Origin of the sequence: Bradyrhizobium sp. BLXBL-01 (assembly GCF_051853025.1) — a bacterium.
Classification (GTDB): domain Bacteria; phylum Pseudomonadota; class Alphaproteobacteria; order Rhizobiales; family Xanthobacteraceae; genus Bradyrhizobium.
On sequence record NZ_CP182471.1, the window covers coordinates 6,177,785 to 6,193,762 of the forward strand.

General features: G+C 66.3%; 12 protein-coding genes, 1 other RNA gene and 1 pseudogene. 4 read left to right on the forward strand and 10 right to left on the reverse strand.

All coding sequences use genetic code 11. The features are described 5' to 3' along the window. Nucleotides 1-459: 459 nt before the first annotated feature. From ACNJYA_RS28725 to rsmH, 4 genes and pseudogenes are all read right to left on the reverse strand, one after another. Nucleotides 460-1,926, reverse strand: a pseudogene (locus tag ACNJYA_RS28725) (UDP-N-acetylmuramoyl-L-alanyl-D-glutamate--2,6-diaminopimelate ligase); the annotation flags it as partial. 84 nt (nt 1,927-2,010) lie between these two features. Continuing rightward, the gene (locus tag ACNJYA_RS28730; RefSeq protein WP_439401100.1) at nt 2,011-3,777 is read right to left on the reverse strand and encodes a peptidoglycan D,D-transpeptidase FtsI family protein; all 1,767 of its coding nucleotides are present in this window, start codon (nt 3,775-3,777) and stop codon (nt 2,011-2,013) included. Beyond that, nucleotides 3,774-4,166: a cell division protein FtsL gene (gene ftsL / locus ACNJYA_RS28735; protein ID WP_439401101.1), complete on the reverse strand. Its 393-nt coding sequence runs from the start codon at nt 4,164-4,166 to the stop codon at nt 3,774-3,776. The genes ACNJYA_RS28730 and ftsL overlap by 4 nt, the downstream gene beginning before the upstream one ends. 3 nt (nt 4,167-4,169) lie before the next feature. Next, the gene (gene rsmH, locus ACNJYA_RS28740; RefSeq protein ID WP_439364023.1) at nt 4,170-5,159 is read right to left on the reverse strand and encodes a 16S rRNA (cytosine(1402)-N(4))-methyltransferase RsmH; all 990 of its coding nucleotides are present in this window, start codon (nt 5,157-5,159) and stop codon (nt 4,170-4,172) included. A 441-nt stretch (nt 5,160-5,600) separates the two neighbouring features. Between rsmH and ACNJYA_RS28745 the strand changes: the two genes are divergently transcribed. Beyond that, complete coding sequence (locus tag ACNJYA_RS28745) at nt 5,601-6,464, forward strand: N-acetylmuramoyl-L-alanine amidase (protein ID WP_172787237.1); 864 nt, start codon at nt 5,601-5,603, stop codon at nt 6,462-6,464. Nucleotides 6,465-6,582: 118 nt separating this feature from the next. On the opposite strand, the gene ACNJYA_RS28750 is transcribed toward ACNJYA_RS28745, so the two are convergent. Together ACNJYA_RS28750 and ACNJYA_RS28755 are read right to left on the reverse strand one after the other, a co-directional pair. Continuing rightward, nucleotides 6,583-7,812 (reverse strand): RNA polymerase sigma factor, encoded by a 1,230-nt coding sequence (locus ACNJYA_RS28750; protein ID WP_439401102.1) that lies wholly within the window; start codon nt 7,810-7,812, stop codon nt 6,583-6,585. Between the two features lie 136 nt (nt 7,813-7,948). Next, nucleotides 7,949-8,302 (reverse strand): YciI family protein, encoded by a 354-nt coding sequence (locus ACNJYA_RS28755; RefSeq protein ID WP_439364025.1) that lies wholly within the window; start codon nt 8,300-8,302, stop codon nt 7,949-7,951. 149 nt (nt 8,303-8,451) lie between these two features. On the opposite strand from ACNJYA_RS28755, the gene rnpB reads away from it, so the two are divergent. Continuing rightward, an RNA gene (rnpB, locus tag ACNJYA_RS28760) (RNase P RNA component class A) lies at nt 8,452-8,869 on the forward strand. A gap of 225 nt (nt 8,870-9,094) precedes the next feature. On the opposite strand, the gene ACNJYA_RS28765 is transcribed toward rnpB, so the two are convergent. Both ACNJYA_RS28765 and ACNJYA_RS28770 read right to left on the reverse strand, forming a co-directional pair. Next, nucleotides 9,095-9,808 carry an alpha/beta fold hydrolase gene (locus ACNJYA_RS28765; RefSeq protein ID WP_439401103.1) on the reverse strand — a complete coding sequence of 238 codons (714 nt, stop codon included), beginning with the start codon at nt 9,806-9,808 and terminating at the stop codon, nt 9,095-9,097. A gap of 66 nt (nt 9,809-9,874) precedes the next feature. Next, a complete protein-coding gene (locus ACNJYA_RS28770; RefSeq protein WP_373569521.1) occupies nt 9,875-10,312 on the reverse strand; it encodes a DUF983 domain-containing protein in 438 nt (145 codons plus the stop codon). A 79-nt stretch (nt 10,313-10,391) separates the two neighbouring features. Between ACNJYA_RS28770 and ACNJYA_RS28775 the strand changes: the two genes are divergently transcribed. Both ACNJYA_RS28775 and ACNJYA_RS28780 read left to right on the forward strand, forming a co-directional pair. Further along, nucleotides 10,392-11,762, forward strand: coding sequence for a PLP-dependent aminotransferase family protein (locus ACNJYA_RS28775; protein ID WP_439401104.1), 1,371 nt, complete (start codon nt 10,392-10,394; stop codon nt 11,760-11,762). Between the two features lie 135 nt (nt 11,763-11,897). Continuing rightward, complete coding sequence (locus ACNJYA_RS28780; protein ID WP_439364029.1) at nt 11,898-12,641, forward strand: sulfite exporter TauE/SafE family protein; 744 nt, start codon at nt 11,898-11,900, stop codon at nt 12,639-12,641. A 50-nt stretch (nt 12,642-12,691) separates the two neighbouring features. On the opposite strand, the gene ACNJYA_RS28785 is transcribed toward ACNJYA_RS28780, so the two are convergent. Together ACNJYA_RS28785 and ACNJYA_RS28790 are read right to left on the reverse strand one after the other, a co-directional pair. After that, nucleotides 12,692-14,092 (reverse strand): MATE family efflux transporter, encoded by a 1,401-nt coding sequence (locus ACNJYA_RS28785; protein ID WP_439401105.1) that lies wholly within the window; start codon nt 14,090-14,092, stop codon nt 12,692-12,694. A 52-nt stretch (nt 14,093-14,144) separates the two neighbouring features. Continuing rightward, complete coding sequence (locus tag ACNJYA_RS28790; protein ID WP_439401106.1) at nt 14,145-15,944, reverse strand: ABC transporter ATP-binding protein; 1,800 nt, start codon at nt 15,942-15,944, stop codon at nt 14,145-14,147. Between the last annotated feature and the right edge of the window lie 34 nt (nt 15,945-15,978).

Genomic DNA, 15,978 nt, shown 5'->3' on the forward strand with positions numbered 1-15,978 from the left:
CTCAGCGTCGATTAGCGATGCCCCCTCGGCCGTGGCGAGCAAAAATATGCCACCTACGACCAAAGAACTGTCCAGCACCTCCCTCGCCTTCTCCGAGAGCGGAGGAAGATCGTCAAGAGTCCGGCTAGTGGCCGCCTCGGCAGCATTTTGCAAACGCAGGTGCTCTACATACAACAGAGGGATCTGGATCGCTTCCAGGTCCTGATCTGCCAGCCGTCGAAATGCGACCGCGCGTTCAAGCAGGTGCGAATGAGCGACGTTTCCAACATGCAGAACCTCAACTAGCGTCTTCACGAGCATTCTGAGTTGAGGGTGCAACTGACGCAGTCTAGCTACATTATTCCCTTGTCGATCTATGTCCTCGGGAGGAGCAAAATCGATAATTCCATTTTCGGCCAGACTGAAATGAACACCAGGCCCCTGAGGGGGCACCTCGGGGGGCACATCAGACGAGCTTAGCACCATCGACGCTAACGCGGCGGCGACCGCCTCGTGATCACTGAACGGCAGCACCTCGCCGCCGACGATCTGCCCGGTCTCGTGGCCCTTGCCGGCGATGAGCAGCGCATCGCCCTCTTCCAGCTCCTCGATCGCGACGCGGATCGCCTCGGCCCGGTCGCCGATCTCGCGGGCGCCCTCCGCGGTGGCGAGGATGGCGGCGCGGATGGCTTCCGGCTTCTCGCTGCGCGGATTGTCATCGGTGATGATGACGGCATCGGCATTCTCCGCCGCGATCTCGCCCATGATCGGACGCTTGCCGGCATCGCGGTCGCCGCCGGCGCCGAACACGACGACCAGCCTGCGCTTGGCATACGGCCGCAGCGCCTGCAGCGCCTTCGCCAGCGCGTCGGGCTTGTGTGCATAGTCGACGAAGATCGGCGCGCCGTTGCGCGCGCCGACGCGCTCGAGCCGGCCCTTGGCGCCTTCGAGATGTTCGAGGCTCGCAAACACGTTTTCAGCATCGCTGCCGGTGCCGATGGCAAGCCCGGCCGACACCAGCGCATTCTCGATCTGGAATTCGCCGACCAGCGGCAGCCGGATCGCGTAAGCCCTGCCGCGATGCTCGACCGTGAGCTTTTGCGAGAAACCGTCGACGACGGCCTCCGTGAGGCGGATGCCCTCGCCTGCGCCATCGCCGTTGCGGCCGACCGCCATGACGCGCAGGCCGCGCGATGTCGCCGCCTCGATCGCTTCCGCCGAGCAATCATGATCGGCCGAGATCACCGCGGCGCCATCAGGCGGCACCAGCTCGCGGAACAAGCGGAGCTTGGCCGCGAGGTAATGCGCAACGGTCGGATGGTAATCCATGTGGTCGCGCGAGAGATTGGTGAAGCCGCCGGCCGAGATGCGCACGCCATCGAGTCGATATTGATCGAGCCCGTGCGAGGACGCCTCGAACGCGAGATGCGTGACGCCCTCGCGCGCGATCTGATCTAACTGCCGGTGCAGCGCGATCGGATCCGGCGTGGTCAGCGAACCGTAGACGGTGCGCTTTTGCGAGACGAGACCGATGGTGCCGATGCTGGCGGAGGCGTGCCCGAGCCGCTCCCAGATCTGGCGCGTGAACGCGGCGACCGATGTCTTGCCGCTGGTTCCAGTCACCGCGGCAATCGTCGCAGGCTGCGCCGGGAAAAATCTTGCCGCGGCCAGTGCCAGCGCGCGGCGCGGATTGGCGACCGAGATGAACGGCACCTTGCAGGCGGCCGGTGCGTGGTCGCCGACGACGGCCACCGCGCCGGCGGCGACCGCAGCATCGACGAAGCGGGCGCCGTCGGTCTTGCTGCCTGCCAGCGCGAAGAAGAGATCGCCCGGCTTCACCGCGCGGCTGTCGAGCGCAACGCCGCTCACCTCGAGCGCCGCGGCAGCGGGCTCGATCGCGGCATCATTGCCCGGAACATCCTGACCCAAGAGGTCGCGCAGCTTCATGGTCTTCCAGTCGATATGCCCAGCCGGAAAGCCGATTCCAAAGGACAATCCCGACTCAGCACCGGCGATGGCCCACCCGGTTGATTACTGGGTTGTCCTGGATGCTGCAAGAATAAGGCGCTCCGCGGGCGGCAGGTCGAACCGCGGCTCGACACCCAGGAGCGGCGCGATCCGCTCGATCACCTTGCCCCCAGTGGGCACCGCGTTCCAGCCCGACGTGATGAAGCCCTTCGTTTCAGGTATCGCCTGAGGCTCGTCCAGCATGATCAGGACGTGATATTTGGGATCGTCGCAGGGCAGGATGGCCGTGAAGGAGTTGAGGACGCGCTTCTTGGCGTAGCGGCCATTGATGACCTTCTCGGACGTGCCGGTCTTGCCGCCGACGTAATAGCCTTTGACGTCGGCGGTCTTGGCGGTGCCGATCTCAGCATTGAGCCGCATCAGGAACCGCATTTTGTCGCTGGTCTCCGGCTTGATGACGCGCTTGGCCATCGCCATGGCTTCGGACTCGCTGCGTTTCATGAATGTCGGCGGAACCAGATAGCCGCCGTTCACGAGCGCGTTGATTCCCATCACCGCTTGCAGCGGCGCTACGGACAGGCCCTGGCCGAACGCAGCGGTGACCGTGTTCAGCTCGCTCCAGCGCCGCGGCAGGAGCGGCGCCGCGCTCTCCGGCAATTCGGTGCGCAGCCGCGTCATCTGGCCCATCTTGGCGAGGAAGGCCTTGTGCGCCTCCACGCCCTGGCCGAGCGCGATCCGCGCCGCGCCGATGTTGGAGGAGTAGGTGAACACTTCCTTGGTGTTGATGAAACGCCCGAGCGGATGACTGTCGTGGATCGTGAACTTGCCGTAGTGCAGGTTTCCGCGCGCGTCCCACATCGAGTTCAGATTGATCTTGCCGGAATCGAGCGCCATCGCCAGCGTGAACGCCTTGAAGGTCGAGCCCATCTCGTAGACGCCGGTGGTCAGGCGGTTGATCCGATCGGGGTCGTGCGCTTCCTTCGGATTGTTGGGGTCGAAGTCCGGCAGCGAGACCATCGCCACGATCTCGCCGGTCTTGACGTTGGAGACGATGCCGGAGGCGGCCTTGGCGTGGAACTTGTCCTTGGCCTTCACGAGCTCGTCGCGCAGCGCATGCTCGACGCGCAGATCGACCGCGAGCTCGATCGGCTTCTGCAACCGGTCGGTGGCAAAGCCGGCGCGGTGGAGATCGGCGAGGCCCTGATTGTCGAGCCACTTCTCGAGGCCGGCGATACCCTGGTTGTCGATATTGACGAGACCGATGAGGTGGGCGACCTCGTTGCCGGTCGGATAGACCCGCTTGTTCTCGCGCAGGAAGCCGATGCCGGGAATGCCGAGCTTGTGGACGGCCTGCTGCTGCGCCGCCGTGACCTCGCGCTTGAGCCAGACGAAGCCCTTGCGCGTCTTCAGGCGCTCGCGCACCTCGGCCTCGTCGAGGTCGGGAATGGTCGCGGTCAAGAGCTCGATCGCCTCGTCCTTGTCGATGATGCGGCGCGGCTCGCCGAACAGGCTCGCCGCCTTGACGTCGGTCGCAAGGATGGCGCCGTTGCGATCGACGATGTCGGGCCGCGCGGTCGCAACCACCTCCTGCGCCGCGGCGCGGCGCGCGCTGTGGGCGTCGGCGCCGATCGCGAACATCACGAGCCGCCCGCCGATCAGAGCATAGACCGAAGCGAAGGCGAGCATCGCAAGCCCCACGCGCGCGCGCGCCTTCGCGGCCCGATCGACGTTGCGCCCGTAGAGCAGGCTTCGGATCAGCCGTCGCCGCCAAGGTTCAACTGACCGCTCGGCCGTTTTTTTGGTTGGTCTTGCAGGCGTTGCCGGGCTCATTGCTTGTCCTCGCGCTGAGGCACGGAGCCCGTCACCGTGTCGGGATCGCTCGCGGCTTCGATGGTCTTGAGCATGGCCCCGATCGGATCGGGCTCGCCCGGCCTGAACATCCGCGGCGGACGTTCCGGCAGGTTCTTCAGCGAATCATATTGCGTGCCGTTGACCGGCTTGAGGTGCAGATGCCGGTCGGACAGCCCTTGCAGGCGGTGAGGCGCATCGAGCTTGGCCCACTCGGCCCGCAGCCCCGCGATCGCATCGCGCTGCTCGCGGATCTCCGCACGCAGCCGCAGCACCTTCTCGGTGCGCGCCGTGGAGTCCATCTTGATGCAGTAGACATGGGCGGCTGCGAAGATCAGCGCACCGATGACGAGGAGGTGGATGATGCGCATGCGCTAGCCGCCCCTCATCACGTCGGCGAGCTTGGGCCAGGACGATGCCTCATCGATCTCATGCGCCGGCGCAGAGGTGCGCTCGGCGGCGCGCAGCTTTGCCGAGCGCGCGCGCGGATTGTGCGCAACTTCGTCCTCGCCGGCGACGACCGGCCGCCGCGTCAGCAGCTGGAAGCTCGGCGCAATCTGCGCGACTTCCGGCAGATGCCGCGAACCGCCGCCGGTCTTGGAACGCCCGGAGAGGAAATTCTTGACGATGCGGTCTTCCAGCGAATGGAACGAGACGACGACGAGGCGGCCGCCGGGCCTCAGCACGCGCTCGGCGGCAGCGAGCGCCGTCTGGAGTTCCTCGAGTTCTTCGTTGACGAAGATGCGCAGCGCCTGGAACGTCCGCGTCGCCGGATGAATGTCGCCGGGCTTCGATCGCACCACCCTGCCGACGAGATCGGCGAGCGCGCGCGTGGTCGTGAACGGAGTGTCCTGCCGGTCGGCGACGATGGCGCGGGCGATGCGGCGCGAATGCCGCTCCTCGCCGAAGAGATAGATGATGTCGGCGAGATCGCCTTCGGAGGCGCGGGCGACGACGTCGGCCGCGGTCGGGCCTGTCTGCCCCATCCGCATGTCGAGCGGACCGTCGAGGCGGAAGGAGAAGCCGCGGCCGGCCTGGTCGAGCTGCATCGAGGACACGCCGACATCCATCACGACGCCGTCAACGCCGTCGACGCCTTGCGCGGCGCAGACCTCGGCGAGGTTGGAGAAGCGGTCCTCGACCAGCGTCAGCCGGCCCGCGGAGCGTTCGACCAGTTCGGCACCCCCGGCAATCGCGGTGCGGTCGCGATCGATGGCAATGAGTCGGGTTCCCGGCACTTCCAGGATCGCGCGGCTATAGCCGCCGGCACCAAAAGTGGCGTCGACATAGACGCCGCCCTCGCGCGGGGCGAGATGGGCGATGGCCTCACGGCCAAGAACGGGGATGTGCGGAGCCGAGCTCATGCGCAACGCCTGCCGACCGCCCGGCCCGATACCCAAGCGAGATCGGGGCCGAACAAGCCCATAACGCCTCGAATCATTACGCGTCGCGGCGGTTCCACGACAAAGCCCCTGTCCAGCATGGTTACCGAGCCCGGCCGTCCCGGGCCACAAACCCGGTGTTCCCAGTGGAATTTGTCGGGCAGCCATGGGATTTCGAGCCAAAATACGCTTTGGCCGCCTCCGGACGCGGGTCGGCTCTTCATCCCTCAGTAACGGCCCTTAGCGTTAAGAAAGCGTTGCTCGGTTCATGACAAGTGGAAAAGGTAACGAGGGCAGTGATGCTTCATCCACACACATCGCCAAAATGAATCCGTTAACCGCGCCGCGCGATTGCGCGCGATGGAGGGTAAAGGAATAGTAAAGAGAAGGGCTTGCCCCACTCTCCGTCCGTCCGAGCTGCTCATGCCCTCCGGTTCGTCCACGCCGTCTGGATCTGATTCGAAGCGTCACCGCGTTCTCCCGGTTCCCAAGACCGTGGCGGGCCTGCGGACGTTCGAGCCCGATTCCTCGATCGTCTCGGACATCATCCCCTCGCCGAACCATGGCGAGCGCAACAAGGGACGGCAGCCGGACATGATCCTGCTGCACTACACCGGCATGCCCGATGTCGAGGGCGCGCTGGCACGCCTCTGCACGGCCGGCACCGAAGTGTCGGCGCATTATGTCGTGTTGGAGGACGGCCGCATCGTGCAATGCGTGCCCGAGGCCAAGCGGGCCTGGCACGCCGGCGTCTCCTCCTGGGCCGGCGAGGACGACATCAACTCCTGCTCGATCGGCATCGAGATCATCAATCGCGGCCATGACTGGGGCTATCCGGAGTTTCCGCTGCGCCAGATCGCCGCCGTGATCGCGCTGTGCCGCGGCATCATGCTCCGCCGCAAGGTGCCGGCGCACCGGGTGCTCGGCCATTCCGACGTCGCGCCCGCCCGCAAGAAGGATCCCGGCGAGAAATTTCCGTGGCATTCGCTGGCCAATTCCGGCGTCGGCCATTGGGTGACGCCCGCCCCGATCGTCCGCGGCGACAGCCTGATGCTCGGCACCATCAGCGACGCGGTGCTGAGCATGCAGCAGGCGCTCGCAAGGTACGGCTATGGCGTGCCCCTGAACGGCAAGTACGACGCTGCCACGATGGAAGTCGTCACCGCCTTCCAACGCCATTTCCGCCCAGCACGGCTGGACGGCGTCGCCGATCACTCGACGCTGTCGACCTTGCAGGCGCTGCTGGCGAGCCTGCCGGCGGAAGCAACGCCGGTCGCATCGAAGTGACGGCGTAGCCGCACACGCCGTCATTGCGAGGAGCTCTTGCGACGAAGCAACCCAGACTGTCTCCGCGGTGATAGCCTGGATTGCTTCGCTGCGCTCGCAATGACGGCATGTGAGGCCCCTATTCCATCTCCCTCATCCGTCGCGCATAGAGCCTCCGCAACGGCTCGAGCTGCGTCGCTTCGGTCGCCGCACGATAGGCCTCGCGTGCCTCCTTCGTCCTGCCGAGCCGCCGCAACAAATCCGCGCGCACGGCGGGCAGCAGCTCATAGCCGCGAAGCCCGCCGCGCGCGGCGATCGCAACGACGAGATCGAGCGCACGCGCCGGCCCATCGACCATCGACAGCGCCGCGGCGTGGTTGAGTTCGATCACCGGTGACGGATTGATGCGCAGCAGCACCTCGTACAAACCTGCGATCTGCGGCCAGTCGGTGGCTTCGAAGCTCGGCGCACGCGCATGCAGCGCTGCGATCGCCGCTTGCACCGCATAGGGCTGCGGGCGGCCCGGCACGCGCAACGCATCCTCCACCAGACGTAGGCCCTCCTCGATCTGCGCGCGGTCCCACAGCGAGCGGTCCTGCTCTTCGAGCAGGACGATGTCGCCGGCGGGCGTCTGTCGCCCGGCGCGGCGCGCGTCGTGCAGCAGCATCAGGGCCAGCAGGCCCTTGATGCCGGCGCGATCGGGCATCAGCCGGTTCAGCAGGCGGCCAAGCCGGATGGCCTCGGTCGCCAGATCAGGCCGCATCAGGTCCGCGCCCTCGGTCGCGACATAGCCTTCGGTGAAGACGAGATAGATCACGGCGAGCACGCCATCGAGCCGCGGCGCAAGCATCTCGCGCTCCGGCACCTCATAGGGGATGCCGGCAAGCCTGATCTTCTGCTTGGCGCGGACGAGCCGCTGCGCCATCGCCTCCTCGCCGACGAGAAAAGCGCGCGCCACCTGCGCCGTCGACAGCCCGCATACGGTGCGCAGCGTCAGCGCGACCTGCACCTCGGCCGCGAACGCAGGATGGCAGCAGGTGAAGATCAGCCGCAGCATGTCGTCGTCGAGCGTTGCGGTCGGCTCATCGGGGCCGAGCGCGTTGAGCTCGAGCTCATGCACCAGCGCCTGCTGCTTGCCGCGGAACACAGCCTGACGGCGGATGCGATCGATCGCCTTGTGCTTGGCGACGTTGACGAGCCAGGCGCGCCGATTGTCAGGGACCTCACACGCCCAGCGTTCCAGCGCGACCGCAAACGCATCCTGAAGCGCGTCCTCGGCGAGATCGAAATCCCCGACGAGACGGATCAGCGTGGCCAGCGTCCGCCCCGCCTCGTCGCGGAAGATTTTGTCGATCTCGCCAGGGGTCATGTCACGCGATCACTCCCCTCTCGTCATTCCGGGGCGCGGCAAAGCCGCGAGCCCGGAATCCATAACCACGATTCGGGGATATGGATTCCGGGCCTGCGCCTTGCGGCGCATCCCGGAATGACGAAGGTGAGAGCCGTCACTTCTCGTACACCCAGATCGGCCGCACCTCGATCGAGCCGATGCGTGCGCTGGGAATCCGCGCCGCGATCTCGATGGCGGCGTTGAGATCCTTGGCTTCGATCAGGTAATAGCCACCGAGCTGCTCGCGGGTTTCCGCGAACGGACCATCGGTCGTCAGCGTCTTGCCCTCGCGCACACGCACGGTCGTTGCGGTCATGGTCGGCTGCAGGCGGTCGCCGGCCTTGAAATTGCCGCTCTGGATGATGGCTTGCGTGAAGGTCTGGTATTCGGCCAGCATCTTCTGGCTGGTCGCCGCGTCGTTCTTCGCGTACTCGACCTCGTTCTGGTAGATCATCAGCAGGTATTGCATCGCTTCACTCCTGTTGTTCGGCTGTGTTGCCGGCATCCAGTCGAACGGGTTGCGCGCCAAACGACATCTTCACGATAAATTATTTCTGGCCGAGCGTGCCTCGCGATATCGGCTTGACGAAACCGTCACAAATGCCCATGCCTAAGCCGTCAGTCGGCCGGACGGCCGCTCCGGCAGGTGCCGAAAGGCCGCCGGGGAGGAAAGTCCGGGCTCCCTTGACATGCGGTGCCGGATAACGTCCGGCGGGGGTGACCCCAGGGAAAGTGCCACAGAGAACGAACCGCTCCCTCCTCGGAGGAAGTAAGGGTGAAAAGGTGCGGTAAGAGCGCACCGCGGTTCCGGCAACGGAGCCGGCAGGGCAAACCCCACCGGGAGCAAAACCGAATAGGGACGGCTTAAGCGGGCTGTTCGCGAAAGCGATAACACCGCGGGGCGATGTCAGGCCCGCCGTCCGGGTAGGTTGCTCGAGGCCGTGTGCAAACATGGTCCCAGAGGAATGGCCGTCACGTATCGTTCGCGCAAGTGGACGGTGCCCTACAGAACCCGGCTTACAGGCCGGCTGATGCTCTAAAGCGTTTTCGAGCGAAGTGGGTTTCCGGTTCGCGTGAAGAAAACGCGTCTTGCTAAGGAAGCAACGAGGGGTTCGATGCTAGCGCATCGGACCCCTCACCAATTTGGGCTGCTGTCATTCTGGGGCGTGCGCAGCACGAACCCGGAATCCATTCATCCACCGACTCCGCTGCCTGATGGATTCCGGGCTCTCGCTTCGCGAGCCGGAATGACGGCTGTGAGCTACGCGACGATCTCGTTCAACACCTTCATCAACGCCTCCGGCGCCGTCACATTCGGCGCGTGACTGGCGTCGAGCTCGACATAGCGCCAGCCCTCCTCGCTCTTCGTGCGCTGGGCGAACTGCCCGAACACGTCGCCGGGCGGAAGGCGCGTGCAATAGATGTAGCTGCGCGGCATCGCCGGCTCGCCGTGCTCGAGCCTCAAGCGCGTCTCGAAGCACTTGATCGGCATCGGGACGCGCCGCGCATTGAGCCAGTCGAGATCGGCCTGCGCGGTATCCGGCGGCGGCGGGTTCGGCGGGATGCGATAGCCGTCGCCCGAGCTGACTGCCTTGCGCATCGGCTCGCGTCCGCCCTCGTTGAGGTCGAACAGCGACTGGCCGTCACGCGGCACGAAGGCATCGAGATAGATCAGCTGCGTCACGCGCTCGCGCGCGCGGTCGGCGACGCCGGTCGCGACCATGCCGCCGTAGCTGTGGCCGAGCAGCACGATGTCGTTGAGATCCTCGAAAGCGATGACGTTGAGGATATCCTGGAGATGCGAGTCGAGATCGACCGAAGGATTCGCCAGATGCGCGCGCTCGCCGAGCCCGGTGTAGGTCGGCGCCACCAGGCGGTGGCCGGCCTGCGCCATCAGCGGGTGCATCTTCTTCCAGGCCCATCCGCCGGACCATGCGCCATGACAGAGCAGGAAGGTCTTCTCGCGTGCGGCCATCGGCGTTTCCATCGTTCTTGTTTCTACGATGGAGTGTAGCGGCCGGCCGCGCGATGTAAACGCCGCTTACGCGGCGCGCGTGTCCTTCACCAGCACCGGCGCAAGCTCGCCGGCTTCGCGCCGCAGCTTGCCCGCCTCGAAACCGTGCATGCCGAGCTGCCATTGCAGGCCGACGATGGCGCCCTTGGTCGGTTGCAGCAGCGCGAGCGATGCGAACAGCGTCACCGGCAGCCACACCGCGAGCTGCAGCCATTCCGGCGGCGCGTAGGCGGTCTCGACCGCGAGGATCGCCGGCACCACGAGATGACCGACCACGACCATCACGAGATAGGCGGGAAAGTCGTCGGCGCGCTGGTGGAACAGCTCCTCGCCGCAATGGTCGCAAGCCTCCGCCACCTTCAGGAAGCGGCCGAACATGTGCCCTTCCCCGCAATGCGGACATTTGCCGCTGAAACCGCGCCACATCGCCTTGGCCAGAGAGACCGTCGCCAGAGAGACAGACATGCCCACACCTCTTCCTTTTCGACGATCCATACAATAATATCTTGCATCCATACATTCAAAGGTTATGGGCCCAAATTGCATGGAATGGATCCCTACAATCTCGGAGCTTTCGGGCCCGCGCTATCAGCGGATCGTCGAGGCCATGGAGGCCGACATTGCCGCCGGCAGGCTGGTGCGCGGTCAACAGCTGCCGACGCAGCGTGCGCTGGCAAAAGCACTCGGCATCGACCTCACCACGGTGACGCGCGCCTACACCGAGGCGCGGCGCCGCGGCATCATGGAAGCTCGCGTCGGACAGGGCTCGTTCGTGTCGGAGACCAGCGCGCGGCGCGCGGTCGACCTGCCGCACCCGGTCGCGATCGACCTGTCGATGAATGTGCCGCCGCACCCGCTGGAGGCGCAGCTCGACGAGCGCATCATCGCCGGGCTGGAAGCCCTCCGCGCGCAATCGGGCCTGACGGCGTATCTCAACTACCAGCCGCCCGGCGGCAGCGCGCATGAGCGCGAGGTCGCGGCGCGCTGGATGCGCGCCCGCGTCGCGCATGCGCAGGCCGATAGGCTGGTGATCTTTCCCGGCGCACAGACGATCCTCTTCAACCTGCTCGCCCATGTTGCGCGGCCCGGCGACACCGTGCTGACCGAAGCCCTCACCTTCCCCGGCATCAAGGCCGCCGCGGCCCGGCTCGGCGTCAAGCTCGTCGGTGTCCCCATGGATGAGGACGGCATCCTGCCGGATGCGCTGGCAAAGGCGTGCCGCGTGCACAAGCCGAAAGCCGTCTATCTCATTCCGACGCTGCACAATCCGACCACGGCGACGCTTTCCGCCGAGCGGCGCGGCGCGATCGCGAAGATCATCCACGATGCCGGCACCATCCTGATCGAGGACGACGCCTACGGGCTGCTCGACCGCGCGGCCTCGCCGATCGCGAACCTCATTCCGGAGCGGACATATCTTGCGACCACGCTGTCAAAAAGCATCGCGCCGGCGCTGCGCGTTGCCTATCTGGTGACGCCCGACAGTGGCGCGCAGCGGGACATGCGCACCTCCCTGCAGGCGACCGTGCAGATGCCGGCGCCCCTGATGGTCGCGCTGGTGACGCATTGGATCGAAGGCGGCATTGCCGATCGCATCATCAGCGCCATCCGAAGCGAGGCAGTCGGGCGCCAGCAGCTCGCGCAACGCGCGCTGAAAGGTTTTCAGTTCCTGGCCAGGCCCGCGGCGCATCATCTCTGGCTGCGACTGCCGGAAGAGCGACCCGATCTCGCCGCACATCTTCTGCGGAACGGGCTTGCGGTCGTCGCCGGCGATGCCTTCACCGTCGACGGGGCACCGCCGCATGCGGCGCGCGTCTCGCTGGGCGCGGCCCGAAACAGATCGGAATTGACGGAGGCGCTGCGCATCCTGGTCGGCGCGCTGCAGAAGCCTGCCGACACCAGGCAGATCGTCTAGATCATCGACGATGACGGCGATGGAGCGCCGCAGATCACGCTTGCATGCGGCACGGATTGACCTGCATGCCGGCAGGCATGTTATGCGAGCCGTGGCGATCAGCTCGGGATCGCCCCTGGCGACAAGGACAGTCTGTTGGAAACGCTCACCTACGTCCTGCTGCTGCTCGGCGCGCTCGCCGGCGGCTTCGTCTCGGGACTGGCCGGTTTCGGCACGGCGCTGATGGCGCTCGGCATCTGGCTCTATGTGCTGCCGCCCTCGCTCGCGGTCCCCTTGGTGCTGATCTGCTCGGTGATCGCGCAGACCTCGACGCTGCCCTCGATGTGGAAGAGCTTCAACCTCTCGCTGGTCTGGCCGTTCCTGATCGGCGGCCTGCTCGGCGTCCCGCTCGGCACCATGATGGTGGCCTCGGCCGATCCAAAAGTGTTCAAGCTGAGCGTCGGTGTGCTGATCCTGATTTTCTCTACGGCGCTCTATCTGAACAAGAGGTCGCTCGCGATCAAATCCGGCGGCCGGATTGCCGACGGCGCGGTCGGCTTTGCCGGCGGCATTCTTGGTGGCCTCGCTGGGCTCTCGGGACCGCTGCCGATCCTGTGGGCCAATATCCGCGGCTGGAACAAGCACGAGCGGCGCGGCATCTTCCAGCTCTTTAACTTCACGGTGCTCGCCACCGCACTGCTGCTGCAGACCGCATCGGGTCTCGTCGAGCTCAAAGTGGTCTGGCTCGCGCTGGTCGCCTTTCCGGGCACCTTGATCGGCGCATGGGCGGGCGCGCGCGTCTATCACGCGCTGAACGACAAGCATTTCGGCGATGTCGTGCTCGGCCTCTTGTTTCTGTCGGGCCTCACGCTCGTCTGGAACAGCCTTGGCGCGCATTAGCCCCACGGCGCCGCAAGCTGGCGGGAGCCGTGGGAGGGATGTCACTTTCGCTACGCGGGAGCACGGGCCAGAGGCGCGACCGGCTCGGCTTCCACTGCCTTCGCGGCCTCGTCCTGCGACGCGAAGCGCTTGCCGAACTCGCGGCGCATGAGCCACAGGCTCATTGCGGCCTGCAGCGTCGTCGCCGCGATCGAGAGATACCAGACATGCTCGATGCGGAAACCCGGCCGCGTCGACAGCCAGAGCACCGGCAGCGAATAGGTGAACACGCGCGTCACCGAGCTCACCAGCACAGGCCTGGTGTTGCCGAGGCCCTGGAACATGCTGGAGCAGGTGAAGATGAGGCCCTGCGCCACCATGTTGAGCGAGATGATCCGCAGGAACAGGAAGGCGATCGCCATCGTCTCCCGGTCGTTGGAAAACCCGGCCAGCAGCAGCTCCGGCTTCAGCTGCGCGAGGATCATGAAGCCGACCGCCACGACGGTGGTGATCAGCGCCGTCTTGACAAAGGTTTCCCGCACCCGCGCGCCGTTGCCGGCACCGACGTTCTGGCCGGCGATGGGCGCGGCCGCCAGCGCAATCGCGAGCGCCGGCATCTGAATTAGGCCGAGCACGCGCTGCCCGATGCCGAAGCCCGCCTGCGCCGCCGCGCCGAAGTCGCGCAGCACGTAATAGACCACCGCCATGAAGATGAACATCATCGCGAACTCGCCGCCGGCCGGCAGGCCGACATTCAGGATGCGCATCAGGTGCCGCGGCTGCGGACGCCACTGCGCCGCGTTGAAGGCGACGTAGCGCTCGACCTTGCGGAAATAGGCCAGCAGCATCAGCACGCCGACGGCGACTGCGATCGAGCTCGCCAGCCCCGCGCCGGCGACACCGAGTGCGCAGCCCGTGCCCCAGCCCGAGATCAGCACCGGCGCCAATGCGATATTGATCGCGACCGCGAGCGCGCGCACGACCATCGCGGGACGCACGATCCCGGTCGCGCGCAGCGCCGAAGCCAGCACCTGCATGGCGAATTCCAGCGCGAGCGCCGGCATGAACCACAACAGGTAGGTGGTCCCCGCCTCGACCGTGGCCTGGTCGGCCGCGACCGAACGCATGTAAGGGCGCGACAGTGCTGCGCCGATCACGAGAGTCAAGAGGCCGGCCAGCACCGACAGCACGACCGCCTGGTTGAAGATCAGGTTCGCATCCGCCCGGTCCTTGCGTCCCACGGCATGCGCGATCAGCGCCACCGCGCCGACGCCGAGCACCTGCATCAAGGCATTGACGAGAAAGCCGGCATTGCCGGCCGCGGCGACGCCGGCAACCGCCGCATCGCCGAGGCTAGATACGAAATACAGATCGACCAGCTGGCAGATCATGATCGAGATCATGCCGACCATGATCGGCGGCGCCATGGCCAGGATGTGTCTCACGATAGAGCCGTGTGTCAGGTCTTTCATGTCGTTCCATCCCCACGCGACGTGGCCGGCATTCGTCCACCGGCCACGCGCGTCATTCCGCTGCTGCGATCTCTCCGAGCTCCACCACCTGGCGCTCGAACAGGCTGCGATAGATGCCGCCGGGCTTGGCCGCGAGCAGAGCGTGCGTGCCCTGCTCGACGATCTCGCCGCGGTCGAACACCAGGATGCGATCGAGGCTCTTCACCGTCGACAGCCGGTGCGCGATCACGATGGAGGTGCGTCCCTTCATCAGCCGCTCCATCGCCTCCTGGATCAGCGCCTCCGATTCCGAATCGAGACTCGAGGTCGCCTCGTCCAGGATCAGCACCGGAGCATCCGCCAGGAAGGCGCGCGCCAGCGCCACGCGCTGCCGCTCGCCGCCCGACAATTTCACGCCCCGCTCACCGACCAGGGTGCCGTAACCCTTCGGCAGGCGCAGGATGAAGTCGTGCGCATTGGCAAGCCGCGCCGCCTGCTCGATCGCCTCCAAGCTGGCGCCGGGCCGGCCATAGGCGATGTTCTCGGCGAGCGTACGGTGAAACAGGATCGGCTCCTGCTGCACGATCGCGATCTGGCTGCGCAGCGATTGCTGCGTGGCCAGCGCGATGTCCTGCCCGTCGATCAGCACGCGGCCGCCGGTGACGTCATAGAGCCGCTGCACCAGCTTGACGAAGGTGGTCTTGCCGGAGCCGGAGCGGCCGACGAGGCCGACCCGCTCGCCGGCGCGGATCGTCAGCGACAGCCCGTCATAGAGCGGCGCACGATGGCCGCCATAATGGAACGTGACGTCATCGAACACGATCTCGCCGCCTTCGATCGCGATCGGCTGCGCATTGGCCGCATCGGCGATGCCGATCGGCTCGTCGTGGATCGCCACCAGCTCCTCCATGTCGTTGACCGAGCGCTGGAGGTTGTTGATGTGCATGCCGACGTCGCGCAAATAGGCGTGGATCACGTAGTAGCTCGTCAGCACATAGGTGACATCGCCGGGCGAGGCGTAGCCGGAGACCCACAGCAAAACGGAGCCGCCGATCACCGAGGCGCGCAAGCCCAGCAGCAGCGTGAGCTGCGCCATGGCGGTGTAGTTGTAGCGAAACCAGGTCCGCCGCACGCGCACGCCCCAGCGGTTGACGACGCGGGCGAGCCGCGCGTCCTCGCGCAGTTCCGCGCCGAAGGATTTCACCACGGCGTTGCAGGTCAGCGCATCCGCCAGCGTGCCGCCCACCTTGGTGTCCCAGGCATTGGAGACGCGCGCGGCCGGCGCGACGTAGCGGGTCGAGAACAGCACCGTCATCGTGACATAGACCAGCGCGCCGAGCGCGATCACCGCGCCGAGCGAGGCCCAGTGCAGGCCGAGCAGGATCATCGAGCCGATCAGAACGACGAACGAGGGCAATAGCGCGAGCAGCAGCGTGTCGTTGAGCAGGTCGAGCGCCCACATGCCGCGGGTGATCTTCCGAACCGTGGAGCCGGCGAAGGAGTTCGCGTGCCAGTCGGTCGAGAAGCGCTGCACGCGCGTGAACGCCTCCTGCGCGACCTCGGACATGATCTGCAGCGTGAACGGCACGATCGCCTGCAATCCCGCGAGCCGCAGCACCATCGAGGCCGCGCCCAGCGCCACGATGGCGCCGAACGCGACCAGCGCCGCGTGCCGCGCATCGGGGTCGGACGGACCGCGGGTCAGCGCATCGATCAGGTGTCCGGAGAAGACCGGCATGAACAAATCGGCGGCGGTTGCGCCGAGCAGGCCGCCGGCCACGACGAGGCCGCGCCCCGGCTGCTTCAGCCAATGTTTGAACACGAAGGGAAGCACGACGCGAATCGCCGCAGGCTTCTTGGACAGAGCGGTCATGGCATCATCCGGCCGCTTCGCGCGGGCCGGCTCC